The organism is Nocardia amamiensis NBRC 102102 (genome assembly GCF_001612745.1).
Lineage (GTDB): Bacteria > Actinomycetota > Actinomycetes > Mycobacteriales > Mycobacteriaceae > Nocardia > Nocardia amamiensis.
Genome location: NZ_BDBA01000033.1, coordinates 24,454 through 42,437, shown reverse-complemented (window position 1 = coordinate 42,437; position 17,984 = coordinate 24,454). Strand labels below are relative to the sequence as shown.

Annotated in this window: 19 protein-coding genes; 12 read left to right on the top strand and 7 right to left on the bottom strand. The window is 67.7% G+C overall.

Annotation, left to right across the window (positions count from 1 at the left end):
- Nucleotides 1-5: 5 nt before the first annotated feature.
- Together NA4_RS09605 and NA4_RS09600 are read right to left on the bottom strand one after the other, a co-directional pair.
- The gene (locus NA4_RS09605; RefSeq protein WP_067467290.1) at nucleotides 6-908 is read right to left on the bottom strand and encodes a 3-oxoacyl-ACP reductase; all 903 of its coding nucleotides are present in this window, start codon (nucleotides 906-908) and stop codon (nucleotides 6-8) included.
- A gap of 43 nt (nucleotides 909-951) precedes the next feature.
- Nucleotides 952-1,140 (bottom strand): ferredoxin, encoded by a 189-nt coding sequence (locus NA4_RS09600; protein WP_067467367.1) that lies wholly within the window; start codon nucleotides 1,138-1,140, stop codon nucleotides 952-954.
- 210 nt (nucleotides 1,141-1,350) lie between these two features.
- Between NA4_RS09600 and NA4_RS09595 the strand changes: the two genes are divergently transcribed.
- From NA4_RS09595 to NA4_RS09580, 4 genes are all read left to right on the top strand, one after another.
- On the top strand, nucleotides 1,351-2,544 hold the full coding sequence (locus tag NA4_RS09595; protein WP_067467288.1) for an acyl-CoA dehydrogenase family protein: 1,194 nt from the start codon (nucleotides 1,351-1,353) through the stop codon (nucleotides 2,542-2,544).
- Between the two features lie 20 nt (nucleotides 2,545-2,564).
- Nucleotides 2,565-3,668, top strand: a complete 1,104-nt coding sequence (locus tag NA4_RS09590) for an acyl-CoA dehydrogenase family protein (RefSeq protein ID WP_067467285.1) — start codon at nucleotides 2,565-2,567, stop codon at nucleotides 3,666-3,668.
- Nucleotides 3,669-3,785: 117 nt separating this feature from the next.
- Nucleotides 3,786-4,025: a type II toxin-antitoxin system Phd/YefM family antitoxin gene (locus tag NA4_RS09585; RefSeq protein WP_067467282.1), complete on the top strand. Its 240-nt coding sequence runs from the start codon at nucleotides 3,786-3,788 to the stop codon at nucleotides 4,023-4,025.
- Nucleotides 4,022-4,426, top strand: coding sequence for a type II toxin-antitoxin system death-on-curing family toxin (locus tag NA4_RS09580; protein ID WP_067467279.1), 405 nt, complete (start codon nucleotides 4,022-4,024; stop codon nucleotides 4,424-4,426). The genes NA4_RS09585 and NA4_RS09580 overlap by 4 nt, the downstream gene beginning before the upstream one ends.
- On the opposite strand, the gene NA4_RS09575 is transcribed toward NA4_RS09580, so the two are convergent.
- Nucleotides 4,405-5,016: a TetR/AcrR family transcriptional regulator gene (locus NA4_RS09575; protein WP_067467276.1), complete on the bottom strand. Its 612-nt coding sequence runs from the start codon at nucleotides 5,014-5,016 to the stop codon at nucleotides 4,405-4,407. The genes NA4_RS09580 and NA4_RS09575 overlap by 22 nt on opposite strands.
- Nucleotides 5,017-5,117: 101 nt before the next feature.
- Here NA4_RS09575 and NA4_RS09570 point away from each other — a divergent pair, with 101 nt between their 5' ends.
- Nucleotides 5,118-6,305, top strand: coding sequence for an FAD-dependent monooxygenase (locus tag NA4_RS09570; protein WP_067467273.1), 1,188 nt, complete (start codon nucleotides 5,118-5,120; stop codon nucleotides 6,303-6,305).
- A 68-nt stretch (nucleotides 6,306-6,373) separates the two neighbouring features.
- On the opposite strand, the gene NA4_RS09565 is transcribed toward NA4_RS09570, so the two are convergent.
- Nucleotides 6,374-8,023, bottom strand: a complete 1,650-nt coding sequence (locus NA4_RS09565) for an acyl-CoA synthetase (protein ID WP_067467364.1) — start codon at nucleotides 8,021-8,023, stop codon at nucleotides 6,374-6,376.
- Nucleotides 8,024-8,083: 60 nt separating this feature from the next.
- Between NA4_RS09565 and NA4_RS09560 the strand changes: the two genes are divergently transcribed.
- Nucleotides 8,084-8,866 (top strand): crotonase/enoyl-CoA hydratase family protein, encoded by a 783-nt coding sequence (locus NA4_RS09560; RefSeq protein ID WP_067467270.1) that lies wholly within the window; start codon nucleotides 8,084-8,086, stop codon nucleotides 8,864-8,866.
- A gap of 77 nt (nucleotides 8,867-8,943) precedes the next feature.
- On the opposite strand, the gene NA4_RS09555 is transcribed toward NA4_RS09560, so the two are convergent.
- Nucleotides 8,944-9,363, bottom strand: a complete 420-nt coding sequence (locus NA4_RS09555; RefSeq protein ID WP_067467267.1) for a VOC family protein — start codon at nucleotides 9,361-9,363, stop codon at nucleotides 8,944-8,946.
- A 179-nt stretch (nucleotides 9,364-9,542) separates the two neighbouring features.
- Here NA4_RS09555 and NA4_RS09550 point away from each other — a divergent pair, with 179 nt between their 5' ends.
- Nucleotides 9,543-10,544, top strand: coding sequence for a sigma-70 family RNA polymerase sigma factor (locus NA4_RS09550; protein ID WP_067467264.1), 1,002 nt, complete (start codon nucleotides 9,543-9,545; stop codon nucleotides 10,542-10,544).
- 148 nt (nucleotides 10,545-10,692) lie between these two features.
- Here NA4_RS09550 and NA4_RS09545 read toward each other — a convergent pair whose 3' ends face one another.
- Nucleotides 10,693-12,252 (bottom strand): acyl-CoA synthetase, encoded by a 1,560-nt coding sequence (locus tag NA4_RS09545; RefSeq protein ID WP_067467261.1) that lies wholly within the window; start codon nucleotides 12,250-12,252, stop codon nucleotides 10,693-10,695.
- A gap of 22 nt (nucleotides 12,253-12,274) precedes the next feature.
- Nucleotides 12,275-13,312 (bottom strand): LLM class F420-dependent oxidoreductase, encoded by a 1,038-nt coding sequence (locus tag NA4_RS09540; protein ID WP_067467361.1) that lies wholly within the window; start codon nucleotides 13,310-13,312, stop codon nucleotides 12,275-12,277.
- A 166-nt stretch (nucleotides 13,313-13,478) separates the two neighbouring features.
- Between NA4_RS09540 and NA4_RS09535 the strand changes: the two genes are divergently transcribed.
- Genes NA4_RS09535 through NA4_RS09515 form a run of 5 tightly spaced genes read left to right on the top strand, consistent with a single transcriptional unit; the run spans nucleotide 13,479 to nucleotide 17,973 of the window.
- Nucleotides 13,479-14,432 (top strand): Zn-ribbon domain-containing OB-fold protein, encoded by a 954-nt coding sequence (locus NA4_RS09535; protein ID WP_067467258.1) that lies wholly within the window; start codon nucleotides 13,479-13,481, stop codon nucleotides 14,430-14,432.
- Between the two features lie 10 nt (nucleotides 14,433-14,442).
- Nucleotides 14,443-15,480, top strand: coding sequence for a thiolase family protein (locus tag NA4_RS09530; RefSeq protein ID WP_067467255.1), 1,038 nt, complete (start codon nucleotides 14,443-14,445; stop codon nucleotides 15,478-15,480).
- Nucleotides 15,477-16,658 (top strand): thiolase family protein, encoded by a 1,182-nt coding sequence (locus NA4_RS09525; protein WP_067467252.1) that lies wholly within the window; start codon nucleotides 15,477-15,479, stop codon nucleotides 16,656-16,658. The genes NA4_RS09530 and NA4_RS09525 overlap by 4 nt, the downstream gene beginning before the upstream one ends.
- A gap of 5 nt (nucleotides 16,659-16,663) precedes the next feature.
- A complete protein-coding gene (locus NA4_RS09520) occupies nucleotides 16,664-17,563 on the top strand; it encodes a TIGR03619 family F420-dependent LLM class oxidoreductase (RefSeq protein WP_067467249.1) in 900 nt (299 codons plus the stop codon).
- Entirely contained in the window at nucleotides 17,560-17,973 is a 414-nt protein-coding gene (locus NA4_RS09515) for a nuclear transport factor 2 family protein (RefSeq protein ID WP_067467246.1), read from the top strand. Before NA4_RS09520 ends, NA4_RS09515 begins: the two co-directional genes overlap by 4 nt.
- The last annotated feature ends 11 nt before the right edge of the window (nucleotides 17,974-17,984 follow it).

The window sequence follows — 17,984 nt, the reverse complement described above, 5'->3', positions numbered from 1 at the left end:
TCCGGTCACCCCAGCTCGATCAGCGAAGACGCCGAGAAGGTCTGCCCGGACGGGCGATCGGCGAAGTAGTCCCCCAGCGTGTCGGCCAGATCGTGAGCCGACCACTGCCCGTCGGTCGCGTCGAACCGGCGTTCGACGACGGGCGCCGCCATGAGCGCCACCATCCCCCCGTACACGACGAACAACTGCCCATTGACCGCATCCGCGGCGGGCGAGGCGAGGTAGGCCACCAGCCGGGCCACATGATCGGGCGACAGCGGATCGACATCACCCTCCGGTGCGGGACTGAACACCGCCTCGGTCATCGCAGTCCGGGCACGCGGCGCGATCGCATTGGCCCGCACGCCGTAGCGCGACAGCGCCCGCGCGGCCGAGAGGGTCAGCGCGGTGATGCCCGCCTTCGCGGCGCCGTAGTTGGCCTGCCCCTCCGGGCCGAGCAAGCCCGCCTCCGAGGAGGTGTTGACCAGCCTGCCGTAGACCGGGGCGCCTGCCTGCTTGGATTTGGCGCGCCAGTAGGCGGCGGCGTTGCGGGACAGCAGGAAATGGCCGCGCAGATGCACCGCGAGGACCGCGTCGAAGTCCTCGTCGGACATGTTGAACAGCATGCGGTCGCGGGTGATGCCCGCATTGTTGACGACGATGTCGACCGATCCGAACGACTCCTCGGCGGTACGGATCAGCGCGTCGGCGGTCGCCCGCTCGGCGATGCTGCCCGCGACGAACTCCGCCTTGGCGCCGAGGCCGCGGATCTCGGCAAGCGTGTCCGCTACCGCGTCCGACTCCGCGAGGTCGTTGACCACCACCGACGCGCCGGCCCCGGCCAGCGCGAGCGCCTCGGCCCGCCCAAGTCCGGCGCCGCCGCCGGTCACGATCGCCACTCGGCCCGCAAGGCTCAGATCTTTGCTCACGCGGCCGACTCTAGAACGTGTTCCAATTTACGGCAAGGGTGGTTCACTGCAGCCGCAGTGCCGCCTTGGGGCACTGCGCGACGGCGTCCTCGACGTCGGCGAGCCGATCGGCGGGTACGTCGGCGTTGGCGATGTGCAGCACGTCCTCGTCATCGAGTTCGAACACGTCGTGGGCGATTCCGACACAGATTCCGTTCGCTTCGCATTGGTCCAGATCGACACTGATCTTCATGGCAACTCCTTTACCACCGCTCTGATCGAAGCCTAACAAGCCGATCCGCTCCACCGGGCCGTCATCGGAGGGATCCAGCATCAATACTGGAACATGTTTCAGTCCATATGCAATGATCGGAAGAACCCGATCCAAACGAAGGCTCGGTCCTACCCACCCCGCCGACTCCGCAAGCTCCGTCGGCCGACCATCCCCCAAAGAGGTACCTCCATGCGCATTGCGTACACGCCGCAACAGGAGCAGCTGCGCGCAGAGTTGCGCGACTACTTCGCGCGGCTCATCACCCCCGAGCGCAGAGCGGCGCTCAGCGCGCAGACCGGTGAGTACGGGCAGGGCAACGTGTATCGCGAGGTCGTCCAGCAGATGGGCCGCGACGGGTGGCTGGCGCTGGGCTGGCCCAAGGAGTACGGCGGCCAGGACCGGCCGACCATGGACCAGCTGATCTTCACCGACGAGGCCGCGATCGCGGGCGCGCCGGTGCCGTTCCTGACCATCAACTCGGTCGCGCCGACGATCATGCACTACGGCAGCGAGGAGCAGAAGAAGTTCTTCCTGCCCAAGATCGCGGCAGGCGAGCTGCACTTCTCCATCGGCTACTCCGAACCGGGCGCGGGCACCGACCTGGCCAGTCTGCGCACCACCGCGGTGCGCGACGGCGACGACTACGTGATCAACGGCCAGAAGATGTGGACCAGCCTGATCGCCTACGCCGACTACGTCTGGCTGGCCGTGCGCACCGACCCGGTGGCCAAGAAACACAAGGGCATCAGCATGCTCATCGTGCCGACCACCGCCGAGGGGTTCTCCTGGACTCCGGTGCACACCATGGCGGGCCCGGACACCAGCGCGACGTACTACCAGGACGTCCGGGTGCCCGCGAGCGCGCTGGTCGGTCAGGAGAACGGCGGCTGGGCGCTGATCACCAACCAGCTCAACCACGAACGCGTGGCGCTCACGTCCGCTGGGCCGCTGGCGCTGGCTCTGCGCCAGACCGTGGAGTGGGCGAGCACCACCAAGGCCGGCGACGGCTCCCGGGTGATCGACCGGGAGTGGGTGCAGCGCAACCTGGCCGAGGTGCACGCCAAGGTCGACTACCTCAAGCTGCTGAACTGGGAGATCGCCAGCCGGGCCGACGCGGGCGGCGACGCGGCTCCGCGGCCGTGGGACGCCTCGACCTGCAAGGTGTACGGCACCGAGCTGGCCACCGAGGCCTACCGGTTGCTCATGGAGGTGCTCGGTCCGCAGGCCTACCTGCGCCAGGACTCCCCCGGCGCCGAACTGCGCGGACGCCTGGAACGGATGCACCGCGCCGCGCTCATCCTGACCTTCGGCGGCGGCACCAACGAGGTGCAGCGCGACATCATCGCCATGACCGCCCTGAAGCAGCCTGCCGCTGCCCGCTGATCGAAAGCGACTGGATCACCATGGATTTCACCCCCACCGAAGCCCAACTGGATCTCGCCCGGCTCACCGGCGAGGTGTGCGGCAAGCTGGTCACCGCCGACCGGTTGCGCGAACTCGACACCGCGGACGAGCGATTCGACCAGCCGCTGTGGAGTTCACTCGCCGAGACCGGCGTGCTCGCGGCGGCGCTGCCCGAGTCGGTCGGCGGCAGCGACCTGGGGCCGCTCGAGCAGACCGCCATCCTGCGCGAGCTGGGCAAGCATGTCGCGGCAGTGCCCTACTTGTGGTCGATCGTGCTCGGCGCGGGCACGCTGGCCCGCTTCGGCGATGCGGCACAACAGGATCTGGCCACCCAGGCCGGCGCGGGCAGGATCATCCTCACCGTTGCTCTGGCCGAGGAACGGAACTGGGAACCCACCGCGCCGACCACCACCGCGGTCGAGACCGGCGAAGGATGGCGGCTGACCGGCGCCAAGACCACCGTGCCCTACGCCGGCCGCGCCGCGCGGATTCTGGTGCCCGCCACGATATCCGGCGCCACCGCGGTCTTCCTGGTCGATCCTGCGGCCGCGACGGTGACGGCGCAGCAGGTCGTCGATCGCAGCCCGGAGTTCGCGGTCGAACTCACCGATACCCCAGGTGAATTGGTCGGCACGGTCGCGGGCGGCGCGGAGATCCTCGACTGGCTGCTGACCCGCGCCTGGCTCGGACTGAGCGCCGTGCAACTGGGCACGCTGGAACGCGCACTCGAACTGGTCGCCGAATACGCCAGGGAGCGAGAGCAGTTCGGCAAGGCGGTCGGCAGCTTCCAAGCCGTCGCCCAGCGGCTCGCCGACGCCTACATCGACGTCCAGGGCCTGCGCCTGACGACGACCCAGGCCGCGTGGCTGCTGTCGGAGGACCTGCCTGCGGCCGAGGCGGTGCACACCGCCAAGTTCTGGGCCGCCGACGCGGGCCACCGCGTCGCGCACACCGTCGTCCACGTGCACGGTGGCGTCGGCATCGACCGCGACCACATCGTGCACAACTACTTCACTGCCGCCAAACACAACGAGTTCGCCCTCGGCACGCGCACCGACCACCTGCGCACCCTCGGCGCGCTCTTGGCCGGAACCCCGGCCTGAACCGGACATCACCCAGTCGGCCCGCCACCGTGGCGGGCCGACCGGCGAGTTCGCCGGACTGTGCGCGGAGCTCGCCGATTTCTGTACGAAACCTCGATGAAGACGTACAGTTTTGCTATGACCGCATCACCCATCGGAGAGAACTGGGAACTCCCGGTCAGCGAAGCTCGAGAGCGGCTGGCCGACGTCATCGCCGCAGCTGAAGCGGGTACGGTGGTGCACCTCACACGCCACGGTCGGCGAGTGGCGGCGGTCGTCCCGGAGGCGATGGCCGAAACCGCCGACAGCCAAGTTCGCAAGCTATCCGAACAGTTCGCCAAGCGCCATCGCGGATTGCTCGACAGGCTGGCGGAGTGACGGCAGATCCGGTCTACTACCTGACCGTTGCAGATCTGCACGTCATCGCGCGTGATGCCGTAGGGAATTATCTCGTCCGTGATCACGGCTTGCTGGCTTCCGCGGCCGCACGCCCACAGACGACTGTCTTCGGCACAGATGCCTACCCGACGCTGTTCGACAAGGGAGCAGCCTTGCTCCAATCAATCGCGGGAAATCATCCGCTCGTCGACGGCAACAAGCGCCTCGCGATAGCCGCCGCTGTCGTGTTTCTCGGGCGCAACGGGATCTCTCTGGACCGGCTCGACGAGGATCGCGCCTACGACTTGATGATGTCGGTGGCCAGCGGTGCCGTGGATGAGGTAGCCGATATCGCGGAACAACTCGCGATTGTCCTCGATTACCAATCGTCTGCCGACTGAATTGATCCAATAGGAGCCGACATCAAATAGCGCTGGAGGGTGGGCGCGACGTCCGCGACGATCTGTTCGCGGGTCAGTGCGACGACCGGGGGCAGGCGCAGCACGTAGCGGCACAGCGCGAGGCCGAGCAGCTGCGTGACGATCAGACCGCCTCGGCGCGGGGCGTCGGCGGGATCGCCGAAGCGCAGGACGGCGGGCAGCACCTGCTCGGCGAAGACCGCGCGGATGCGTTCGCCGACCGCGTCGTCGGTGATCGACGAGCGCAGCAAGGTCAGCAGCACTTCACTGTTGGGCTCCTCCTCCCAGACCGCGAAGAATCGGCGGACCAGTAGTTCGCCCAGGGCGTCTGGTTCGGCGGAGCCGAGGTCCGGCAGGTCGAGGTCGATGTCGACCGCTGCCGCGAACAGGCCGTCCTTGCTGCCGAAATACCGCATGACCATGGATGGGTCGATGGCCGCGTCGGCGGCGATGGCGCGGATGGTCGCTTTGCGGAATCCCTCTGCCGCGAAGCGGGCACGGGCGGCAGCAAGGATCGCTGCCCGGGTTGCGTCCGACCGGCGGGCTGGAGCGTGATCAGGTTCGGCAGTCATGCCAACAAGTGTAGGCCAACAACTGTTGACTTCGTCCACCGCGTGCGGCTACGGTTATGCCAACAAGCGTTGGCCTACAAACGTTGACCTGAGGAGTTCCGATGAACACCACCCCGAACTCGCTGCCCGCCACCACTTCCGTCGTGATCGTCGGCGCCGGACCGGCCGGGCTGACCGCCGCCATCACGCTGGCCGACGCCGGAGTGGATTTCGTGCTGCTGGACCGGCTCACCGAAGGTGCGAACACCTCGCGCGCCGCCGTTGTGCATGCCAGGACGCTGGAGGTGCTCGAGCAGCTCGGCATCGCCGACGAACTCGTCGCGACGGGGATCGTCGTGCCGCGCTTCACGGTTCGCGACGGCAAGCGGACACTCGCCGCGATCCTGTTCGGCGGCCTTCCGACGCGCTACCCGTATACCCTGATGACCCCGCAGGCCACCACCGAAGAGATTCTGCTGAACCGGCTGCGCAAGGCGGGCGGCCACGTGCAGCGGCCGTACCAGGTCGGCAAGGTGATCAGCGAAACCGATGGTGTGACAGTCGAATACACCGACGCCGCAGGCGTTCCCGGCAGCATCCGGGCGCAGTACGTCATCGGGGCCGACGGCATGCACAGCGTGGTCCGCGAGCAGGCGGGCATCGGGTTCACCGGCGCCACGTACCCGGAATCCTTCGTGCTCGCCGACGTCCGGATGGACTGGCCCATCGCACGCGACGAAGTAGCCCTGCACCTCTCACCCGAGGGCGTCACCGTGGTTGCGCCGCTGCCGGACCACGACGAACCGAACCGCTACCGCGTGGTCGCCACCCTGGAAACGGCCCCTGAGCACTCGACCGCCGAGGACATCCAGGCCATCTTGGACACTCGCGGCCCCGGCGGCGAGGTGAAAGTTCGGGAGGTGCTGTGGAGCTCGCGTTTCCGCGTGCACCACCGGGTAGCCGACCACTACCGCAGTGGCCGCATCCTCCTCGCGGGCGACGCCGCCCACGTGCACAGCCCAGCGGGCGGCCAGGGAATGAACACCGGTATCCAGGACGCCGCCGCCCTCGGCCCGCTGCTGGCCCGGGTACTCGCGGCCGAGCCGGACACGCTGCTCGACGACTACGAGACCACTCGCCGCCCCGTCGCACTCGGCGTCGTCTCGTTCACCGACCGGATGACCACAATGGCCACCTTGCACGCCCGCCCTGCCCGCGCGCTGCGCAACCTGACCCTCGCCACCCTCGCCCGCATCCCCGCCTTCCGCCACCGCCTCGCATTCCGGCTGGCCGAACTCGCCAACCGCTGAACTCGATCCGCGCAGCAGAAAGTCAACCTGGCGGGCCGCGAAAGCGCGGTCCGCCAGGTCGCGGGTTCCTACTTGCCGCCCGCCTCCGCGTGCTCGTCCGCGGGACGGGCCTGGGTTTGCTCCTTGGCCCAGCGGTAGTCGGGCTTGCCCGCCGGGGAGCGCTTGATCTCGTCGACGAACCAGAGACTGCGGGGCTGTTTGTAGGGGGCGATTTCCTGGGTGAGCATCGGGCGCAGTTCTTCCAGGGTCGGCCGGTTCTCGCCGCGGCATTGCACGACCGCGACCACCCGCTGGCCCCAGCGTTCGTCCTCGATGCCGACCACGAGCGCGTCGAAGATCTCCGGGTGCGTCTTGAGCGCGCCCTCGACCTCCTCGGGGTAGATCTTCTCGCCGCCGCTGTTGATGCTGACCGAACCGCGGCCGAGCATCGTGACCGTGCCGTCTTCCTCGACCCTGGCGAAATCGCCGGGGATGGCGTATCGAATCCCGTTGAACTCCTTGAACGTCGCCGCGGTTTTCGCTTCGTCCTTGTAGTAGCCCAGCGGGATGTGCCCGCGCCGCGCCAGGATGCCGACCTTCCCGGAGCCGGGCTGCACCGGATTGCCGTCTTCGTCGAGCACCTCGGTGGAGGCGTCGATCTTCACCCGGGGGCCGCCGGTGTGCGTCGCGCCCTTGGCCACGATGGAGATGCCGCCGAAGCCGGTTTCCGAAGAGCCGATCGAATCGGAGATCATCCGGTTGGGCAAGAGCTCGAGGAACTGGTCCTTGAGCGCGGGCGAGAACAGCGCCGCACTGCTGGCCATCACATACAGGGTCGAAAGGTCGTAGGGCTCACCGGTTTCCGGGTTGCCGTCGACCAGGGCGTCCAGCATCGGGCGCGCCATCGCATCGCCGGTGATGAAGATGAGGTTGATCTTGTGCTGGTCGACGGCCCGCCACACGCCGTGCCCGGAGAACTCCGGGATCATCACGGTCTTGCCGCCACCGAAGAGGCTTTGGAGGGTGGCCCATTGCGCCCCGCCGTGGATCATCGGCGGAATCGGGAACCGCACCATCGGCGGGCTGCCCGCGCCCACTTTCGCCAATTCCCATTCGTCCTGGACGTATTCGCCGGTGATGAAGTTGACGCCCCCGCCGAGCACCCGCCACACGTCCTCCTGGCGCCACATCACGCCCTTGGGCATGCCGGTGGTACCGCCGGTGTAGAGCATGTACAGGTCGTCCGGGGAGCGTTCGCCGAAGTCGCGCTCACCCGAGGACTGCGCGATCACCGCCTCGTATTCCACCGAATCCGCTGCGGTGGGAATCGTCCCGGTCGTATCGTCGTCCACGACGATGACCGTGCGCAGCTTCGGGGTGTTCGCACGAACCGCGGCGACCTTGTCGCTGTAGCGACGCTCGTGGATCAGCGCGACCGTGTCCGAATTGTCGAAGATGTATTGCAACTCGTTCTCGACATATCGGTAGTTCACGTTGATCATCACGGCGCGCGCCTTGAAGATCGCGACCATGGCCTCGACGGCCTCGATCGTGTTGCGTGAGTAGATGCCCACCTTGTCGCCCGGTTGGACTCCCTGTTCTTGCAGGTAGTGAGCAAGCTTGTTGGCCCGCTCCTCCAACTGGGCGTAGGTGACCTCACGGCCGTCGCCGGCCAGCGCGACGCGGTCGGGCATCAGGTCGATGGCGTGTTCGACAAGGTCCGCTATGTTGTAGCTCACAGTCATAAAAATAGAACGTGTTACTGTTTCTGACAAGGCTCGAAGTCAGGAGAATCCGCAATGCCGCACTGCCTCGTCGAGAAGCGCGACCATGTCCTCATCGTCACCATGAACCGACCCGAGGCGCGCAACGCGCTGTCGGCGGAGATGATGGCGATCATGCGTGACGCCTGGGACCAGGTGGACAACGATCCGGATATCCGGGTGGCGATCCTCACCGGCGCGGGCGGCGCGTTCTGCGCGGGTGCCGATCTCAAAGGCATGACCTCCGCGCACCCCGGAGACACCATCGAGGGCGGCGGCTGGAATCCGGCCAAACTCGAAGCACTGCTGAAGGGCCGCAGGCTCACCAAGCCACTGATCGCGGCGGTCGAGGGCCCGGCCATTGCGGGCGGCACCGAGATCCTGCAGGGCACCGACATCCGCGTAGCCGGTGCGAGCGCGAAATTCGGTGTGTCCGAAGCGCGTTGGGGCCTGTTCCCGCTGGGCGGCTCGGCCGTGCGGCTGGTCCGCCAGATCCCTTACACGGTCGCGGCGGACATCCTGCTCACCGGTCGGCACATCACGGCGGCGGAAGCCAAGGAGATCGGCCTGATCGGGCACGTGGTGCCGGACGGAACGGCGCTGGACAAGGCGCTCGAACTCGCCGGGCAGATCGCCGCCAACGGCCCTCTCGCGGTGCAGGCGATCCTGCGCACCATCCGGGAGACCGAGGCCATGCCGGAAGAGGACGCGTTCCAGATCGACGCCAAGCTCGGTATGGCGGTGTTCCGCTCGGCCGATGCCAAGGAAGGCCCCAAAGCGTTCGCGGAAAAGCGTAAGCCCACTTTCACCGGCAACTGAAAGATCCCGGCGGCAGAAAGCACAACGCCCCCGGTGTGCGCACTGACCGGTGCACACCGGGGCCGACTACGCCGGGCTCAGTTGCTGCCCGGGTAGTCCATCCAGAACGGCTCCCACTGGTGGCCGTCGGGGTCGATGAACGTGCGGCCGTGCATGCCGACCTGCGCCTCCTGCGCGCGCTTGTCCTCGTTCACCTCTTCGGTCGCGCCCGCGGCGAGCGCGGCTGCGGTGAGGCTGTCGACCTCCGCGGCGCTGCCCATCGACAGCGCATACGCGGCATTGATCGCCGCCTTCGTGTCGGCCAGCGGCCGCTTGCTGAAGGTGGTGAAGAAATCCTTGGTGAGCAGCATCAGGCAGATGTTGTCGTCGACCACGATGCACGCGGCGTTGTCGTCGGTGAACTCCTGGTTGACCTTCCAGCCCAGCGCCTCGTAGAAGGTCTTCGACCGGTTCAGGTCGTCGACGGGGAGATTGATGAAGATCATCTTGCTGCTCATGGCCTCGTCCTTTCGAGCATCCGTTCGTGTCACTGGATATGACGGGCCACCACAGAAAAACTCATCGCACCGCCAGGTGACCCGTCCCACACACCGAACAGGTTTAATGATCTTGATCCGAGCGGGTCTCGAGCTTCGAGGCCTGTTGTGTGTCGGTGGCCTGTGGCAGGGTGGCACCCATGAACGACTCGCCCGGCTCCGCCGCGGGCCTCGCTCCCGATGTGCTCGCCTCGTTCGAGACCCATCGCAGAGAACTGTGCGCGTATGCCTACCGCATGCTCGGCTCGTCCTTCGAAGCGGAGGACGCGGTACAGGAGACCTTCACCCGCGCGTGGAAGTCCTATGCCTCGTTCGAGGGCAGGGCCAGCCTCCGATCCTGGCTGTACAAGATCACCACGAACGTCTGCCTGGACATGCTCGACGGCCCGCAGCGCAGAGCGCGGCCGATGGATCTGTCCGGTCCGTCGCGGCCGGATTCGCCGCTACCGGCGCCGCAGCCGGACTACGTCTGGATCGAACCCATCCCGAACGGGCTCGCGTTCGGCGCCGATCCGGCCGAGCACGCCAGCGCCAAGGACACCCTGCGCCTGGCCTTCGTCGCCGCCTGCCAGCACCTGCCCGCCACCCAGCGCGCCATCCTGATCATGCGCGAGGTCCTGCGGTTCTCCGCCAGCGAGACCGCCGAGGCGCTCACCATGTCGCCCGCGTCGGTGAACAGCGCCCTGCAGCGCGCGCGGGCCACCATGTCCAAGGTCCAGCCCACCACCACCGATACTTATGACGAAACCGACGAGGACCAGCGCAGACTGGTGGACAACTTCGTCAAGGCGTTCGAGGCCTACGACATGGACACGCTCACGTCCCTGCTGAAAGCAGATGTGGCACTGTCCATGCCGCCGATCGAGCTGTGGATCTCCGGCCCGGAGAACGTGGCCGCGTTCATGCTCAGCACCGGAAGCGCCTGCCGCGACTCGCGCCTGGTCCGACTGGAAGGCGCCAACGGCCTGCCCGCCTTCGGCCACTACAAGCCGGGCGACGAGCCGGGTGTGTGGGTGCCGTGGTCGATCACGGTGCTGGAACTCGATGGCGACACCATCGCCGGTCTGAACTTCTTCCTCGACACGGAGAAGCTCTTCCCACTCTTTGGCCTGGCGCCAGAACTGCACGAGCCAGTCAGCTGACCACGAGGACAGAAATGGCGGCCCGGATACCAGGCCCGAGCCGCCATTTCACCACCTGACTGCGCCGTAGTCCGCAACCGCGACGTGATCGCCTGCGCCGCCGAGACCGCACGGCCCCATGGCTACACTCCATGCGCCTTCGGCTCGACTACGTTGCCGGGATGTACCGGTCGCGAAGCTTGCGCTTGTAGAGCTTGCCGTTCGGGTCGCGCGGTAGTTCGGGCAGGTAGTCGATCGACTTGGGCATCTTGTACTTCGCCAATTGCGTTGCGGCGAAGGCGAGCAGTTCGGCGGTGAGCTCGTCGTCGCCTTCGGCCCCGTCGGCGGGCTGCACGACCGCCTTTACCTCCTGACCCCAATCCGGATGCGGGATGCCGAAAACCGCGACGTCGGCGACCTTCGGGTGGGTGATCAGGACGTTCTCGATCTCGGCGGGATAGATGTTTACACCACCGGACAGAATCAGGTCCGAGCGCCGGTCGTGCAGGTAGAGGTAGCCGTCCTCGTCGAGGTGCCCGATGTCGCCGACGGTGAACAGGTCGCCGACGCGCGAGTCCTCGGTCTTGGCCTTGTCGTGGTGGTACTCGAAACTCGAAGCGCCCATGCGCATGTAGACCAGGCCGGGTTCGCCGACCGGGACCTCGGAGCCGTCCTCTTCGCTGAGCACCTTGATCACCGACCACGGCCACGCCTTGCCCACCGAACCCGGCTTGCGCAACCAGTCGGAGCCGTTGATCACCGTCCCGCCGCCCTCGGTGGCCGCGTAGTACTCGGTGACGGTCGGCCCCCACCACTCGAGCATCTGCCGCTTGGTCTCCTGCGGGCACGGCGCGGCGCCGTGCACCATGCTGCGCAGCGAGGAGACGTCGTACTTGGCGCGCACTTCCTCCGGCAGCGCGAGCAGGCGATGGAACTGCGTGGGCACCATGTGACTGTGCGTCACGCGGTACTTGTCGATCAGCCGCAGCATCTCCTCCGCGTCCCAGCGGTCCATCAGAACGAGCTTGTGGCCCAGCTGAATCGAGATGGTGGCGAAGTTCAGCACCGCCGTGTGATACAGCGGCGAACCGCAGATGTGCACATGATCGTCATAGGGAGCGAGGCCGAAGAGTCCGAAGAACGCGGTGGTGTGCGGCGGAACGACATCCGGGTCGGCGCCGGTGAGCGGGCGCCGAACTCCCTTGGGCCGTCCGGTGGTTCCCGACGTGTAGAGCATCGGCGCGCCGGTGCTGCGATCGGACGGACGCCCGGTGTCCGCGGCGCCGAGCCAGGCCACCGACTTGAAACCCTCGACCTCGCCCACCGCGAACCGCGCCGCCGCGGGCAATCCCGCCTCGTCGGCCGCGGCCTGCGCGGCGGCGGCGAAACGATCGCTGGCGATGAACGCCTTCGCCTCGCTGTCGCCCAGGATGTAGGCCACTTCCGGGCCGGTGAGATGCCAGTTCACCGCGACGATGTACAACCCGGACTGATAGGCCGCGAAGTAGGCGGCGATCGCCTCCACACAGTTGTGCACCATGCTCACCAGCACGTCGCCGGTATCGAGGCCGAGCCCACGCAGGCCGGTGGCGTAACGATCGGCGAGCGTTGCCAATTCGCGATACGTCACCTCCCGGCCCGACGGGTCGACCATAGCGATCCGATCGGGTTCGGCTTCGGCGATGTTCCACAGACCGAGAATTTTCGACGGGGCTGGTGAGGCAGTCACCCCATTGAATTTAGAACGTGTTCTACTGTTCGACAAGGGGTGCCAACCGACGCAATTGCGCGATATCGGGAACCGACACCAGCATCATGGTGACGCCGGCGGCTTCCCACACCTTCAGCTGTTCCCGGACGTGCTGCTCGTCGCCGATGATCGCGGTGTCCAGAATCAGCTCGTCCGGCACCGCCGCCGCGGCCTCGGCCTTCCTGCCCGCCTGGAACAGCTGCCCGATCTCGTCGACCTCGCGGTCATAGCCCATCCGCCGGTACACCTGGGCGTGGAAGTTCAGCTCCGGCGCGCCCATGCCGCCGATGTAGAGCGCCATGATCCAGCGCATCCGCTCCAGCTCGCTCGCCGGGTCGTCGGTGATCACCACCTGGCAACTCGCGGCGATCTCGAAGTCGTCTCTGGTGCGCCGCGCACCCGCCCGGGCGAAGCCCTCGTCGAGCCAGTCGTGGTACATCCCGGCCAGACGGGGCGCGTAGTAGATGGCCAGCCAGCCATCGGCGATCTCGGCGGTGAGTGCGACGTTCTTCGGCCCCTCCGCACCCAGCCAGATCGGCAAATCCGCACGTAGCGGATGCACGATCGGCTTGAGCGGCTTGCCGAGTCCGAGCGAACCCGGCCCGGCGTAGGGCAGTGGATAGTGCGGGCCGTCGCTGGTGACCGGCGCCTCGCGAGCCAGCACCTGGCGCACGATGCCGACGTACTCCCTGGTGCGCTGCAGCGGCTTAGCGAACGGCTGCCCGTACCAGCCCTCCACCACCTGCGGCCCGGAGACGCCGAGGCCGAGAATCGCGCGGCCGCCGCTGAGATGATCGAGGGTGAGGGCATGCATGGCGGTGGCCGCGGGAGTGCGCGCGGACATCTGCACCACCGAGGTCCCGAGGCGCACCCGCCGCGTCGAGGAACCCCACCAGGTGAGCGGACCGAAGGCGTCCGACCCCCAGGACTCGGCGGCGAACACGGCGTCGAACCCGGCTTCCTCGGCCGCCACCACCAGTTCCCCCGCGTTCGCGGGGGGCTGAGCCATCCAGTACCCGAGTTGCAATCCGAACTTCACGCCGGACCCCTTTCCGATCGACCGCGTTTCCATCGGCGGCGTCCTCGACCATCACGCACACCGCCGCTTGCCAGCAGAGTTAGAACCTGTTCTACTCGATATCGTGACTCAGGGGAATACTGCATCCACGGCAATCGCGGGTGGGAGCGGCACGGGATTGGACACCATGCCCGAGGTACTCAGCGCGCCCCTGCGGGTGCGTTTCGACTACACCCGCTCCGTCGGAACCACCATCGGGACGTTCTTGACCCACCTGCGCGACCGCAAGATCGTCGGCGTGCGCGGCTCGGACGGCCGGGTGATCGTGCCGCCGCCGGAATACGACCCGATTACCGCCGAACCGCTGACCGAATTCGTCGACGTCGCCGAAACCGGCACCGTCGAATCGTGGACCTGGGTGCGCGACCCGCTGCCCGGTCAGCCGTTCGACCGCCCGTTCGCCTGGGCGTTGATCCGGCTCGACGGCGCCGACACCGCGTTGCTGCACGCGGTCGACGTCGCCGCGCCGGAGGACATCCACACCGGCCTCCGGGTGACCGCTCACTGGGCGGCCCACACCGAGGGCAGCATTCGTGACATCGTGTGCTTCGAGCCCGGCGAGACCTCCGGGGCGGCCGCCGAATCCGGCCCCGCGGCCGAGCCGGTCACCATGATCACCACCCCGGTCGACCTGTCCTACAAGCACACCGCCTCCCCGCAGGAGACCGTCTACCTGCGCGGACTCGCCGAGGGCAAGCTGATCGGCGCGCGCACCGACACCGCGGGCAAGGTGTACTTCCCGCCGCGCGGCGCGAACCCGACCGACGGCAGGCCGACCAACGACTTCATCGAGCTGCCCGACCGCGGGACGGTGACCACCTTCTGCATCGTCAACGTGCCGTTCCTCGGTCAGCGGATCAAGCCGCCGTACGTCGCGGCGTATGTGCTGCTGGACGGCGCGGACATCCCGGTGCTGCATCTGGTACTCGGCTGCGACGCCGGCGAGGTGCGCATGGGCATGCGGGTGGAGGCGGTGTGGAAGCCGCGCGAGGAGTGGGGCTACGGCCTGGAGAACGTGGACCACTTCCGTCCCACCGGCGAGCCGGACGCCGACTACGAGACCTACTCCCACCACCTCTGAGAGGCGCACGTTGACTGACAACGCCACCGACATCGCGGTCGTGGGTTTCGCCCACGCACCGCACGTGCCGGAGACCTTCGGCACCACCAATGGCGTCGAGATGCTGGTGCCCTGCTTCCAGCAGCTCTACGACCGGCTCGGCATCACCAAGTCCGATATCGACTTCTGGTGCTCGGGATCCTCCGATTTTCTTGCCGGACGCGCCTTTTCGTTCATCTCGGCGGTCGACGCGATCGGCGCCGTGCCACCGATCAACGAATCGCACGTGGAGATGGACGCCGCGTGGGCGCTGTACGAGGCGTGGGTGAAACTGCGCTCGGGGCAGGCGAAGACCGCGCTGGTGTACGGCTTCGGCAAGTCCTCCGCAGGGACGCTGCGCCAAATCCTCACCATGCAGCTGGACCCCTACCTGGTCGCGCCGCTGTGGCCCGACGCGCTGTCCATCGCCGGATTGCAGGCGCGGGCCGGGCTCGATGCCGGCCGGTGGACCGAGCGCGACATGGCGGCCGTGGCCGCGGGCGAGTCCGGTGATGTCGACAGCCTGCTGGACAACCCGTATGTCGCCGACCCGCTGCGCGCGCACGATGTCGCGCCGATCACCGACGGCGCGGCGGCGGTGGTGCTGGCGGTCGGTGATCGCGCCCGCGAACTGTGTGAGCGTCCCGCCTGGATCACCGGCATGGCGCACCGGGTGGACACCCCGGTCCTCGGCGCCCGTGACCTCACCGTCTCCCCCTCCACGTCGGCCGCAGCCCAGGCCGTCACCGGCGGCGACACCAGTGGTTTCGACATCGCCGAACTGCACGCGCCGTTCAGTCATCAGCAGTTGATCCTCACCGAGGCCATCGGCCTGCGCGACGGCACCACGATCAACCCGTCCGGCGGCGCGCTCGCGGCCAACCCCATGTTCGCGGCGGGCCTGGAACGCATCGGCTTCGCGGCCGAGGCGATCATGGCGGGCTCGGCGAATCGCGCCCTTGCCCACGCCACCAGCGGCCCCGCCCTGCAGCAGAACCTTGTGACTGTCTTGGAATCGGAGACCCAATGACTACGACGCGTGGGCCACTTCCCGCCGCGGTACTCGGCACCGGACAAACCCATCACGTGACGAAACGAACCGACGTGTCGATGGCGGGCATGTGCCGCGAGGCCATCGATCGTGCCCTCGCCGATGCCGGGCTGACCATCGCCGACATCGACGCGGTCGTGGTCGGCAAAGCGCCCGACTATTTCGAGGGCGTCATGATGCCCGAGCTGTCTATGGCGGACGCCTTGGGCGCCACCGGGAAGCCGCTGCTGCGCGTGCACACCGCCGGGTCGGTCGGCGGCTCCACCGGCATCGTCGCCGCCAACCTGGTGCAGGCAGGCGTGCACAAGCGCGTCCTCGCGGTGGCATGGGAGAAGCAGTCGGAATCGAACGCTATGTGGGCATTGTCGATTCCAGTGCCGTTCACCATGCCGGTCGGCGCGGGCGCGGGCGGCTACTTCGCACCGCACGTGCGCTCCTACATCCGGCGCTCCAACGCGCCGGGCCACATCGGTGCGATGGTCGCGGTGAAGGATCGCCGCAACGGCGCCAAGAACCCGCTCGCCCACCTGAAGCAGCCCGACATCACGCTGGAATCGGTGCTCGCCTCGCAGATGCTCTGGGACCCGATCCGCTTCGACGAGACCTGCCCCTCCTCCGACGGCGCGTGCGCGATCGTGCTCGGCGACGCCGACGCGGCCGCCGCCGTCGAGGCCACCGGCAGGACAGTCGCCTGGGTGCACGCCACCGCGATGCGCACCGAGCCGACCACCTACGCCGGACGCGATCAGGTCAATCCCCAGGCCGGGCGGGACGCGGCCGCTGCACTGTGGGAGGCGGCGGGCATCACCAACCCGCTCGAGGAGATCGACGCGGCCGAGATCTACGTGCCGTTCTCCTGGTTCGAGCCGATGTGGCTGGAAAACCTCGGCTTCGTGCCCCCTGGCGACGGCTGGAAGCTCACCGACAAAGGCGAGACCGAGATCGGCGGCACCCTGCCGGTCAACCCGTCCGGCGGCGTGCTGTCCTCCAATCCGATCGGCGCGTCGGGGCTCATCCGGTTCGCCGAGGCGGCCAAGCAGGTCATGGGACGGGCCGGGGACTATCAGGTCGAAGGGGCACGCAAGGCGCTCGGTCATGCGTACGGCGGCGGGTCGCAGTACTTCTCGATGTGGGTGGTCGGATCGGAGCGGCCATGAGTGCCATGAAGTTCACCCTCGGCATCGCGCTGAGTCCACTGGACCAGCTGACCGAGCTCGCGAAAACAGCCGAGGAATGCGGCTTTTCGTCGATCGCGCTGCCGGACTCGCTGTTCTTCATGAAATCGGCGGCGGCGAAATACCCGTACACGCGCGACGGCAGCAGGTTCTGGGGACCGGACACTCCCTGGGTCGACCCGCTCATCGGCGCGACGGCCATGGCGGCGGTCACCAGCCGCATCCGCTTCTACACGAACGTGCTGAAGCTGGGTTCGCGCAACCCGCTGCTGCTGGCCCGGCAGGTCGGCTCGGTGGCCAACCTGTCCGGCAACCGCTTCGGCTTCGGCGTCGGGATCGGCTGGGCGCCGGAGGAATTCGAGTGGTGTGGAGTGCCGTTCGCCCGGCGCGGCGCTCGGGTGGACGAGATGATCGAGGTCATCAAGCTGGTCCTGGGCGGAGGGATGGTCGAGTATCACGGCGAGTTCTTCGACTTCGATCCGTTGCAGATGAGCCCGGCGCCGAGCGAGCCGGTGCCGTTCTACATCGGCGGGCACACCGACGCCGCGTTGCGGCGCGCCGCACGGGTGGGCGACGGCTGGACCTCGGCCATGATGACCTACGACGAGCTGCGGCGCACGATCGCAAGACTCGACGCGCTGCGCGCCGAATACGGCATGGCCGGCGAACCGTTCGAGATCCAGGCGGTGTGCATCGACCGCTTCGGCCGGTCCGGGTACCAGGATCTCGCCGACGCGGGCGTCACCGACGCGATCGTGGTGCCGTGGCTGGCCGACGGCATCGGCTTCGACGGGGAGCTCGCCGCCAAACAGGACTCGCTGCGCAAGTTCGCGCAGCAGAACATCGCCGAGCCGATCGTGGCCGCGCAGCGAAAGGACATGCCATGACCGAAGAGCACCCGGCCAGGGCGGCGGGCCTCGCCTCGCAGGCCGCGGTTCGAGCGCGGGACAAGCAGGCATGGGTGGCGCTGTTCGCCGAGGACGGCATCGTGGAAGACCCGATCGGCCCGTCCGGGTTCGACCCGGAAGGCAAGGGACACCACGGCAAAGAGGCCATCGCCGCGTTCTGGGACAAGGCGATCGCCAAGACCGATCTGATCGAGTTCCGGTTCGGCGACTCGTTCGCCTGCGGCAAGGAAGTCGCCTTCACCGGCACCATCCGCAGCACGATCGGCGGTCACCGGATCGACGCCGACGGCGTGTTCACCTACCGGGTGGACGACGACGGCAAGATCGCCGCCCTGCGCGCGTTCTGGGAGGTCGACCGCGCCATGGCGACCGCGCGACCGGTCGACTGAACGCACTTCGA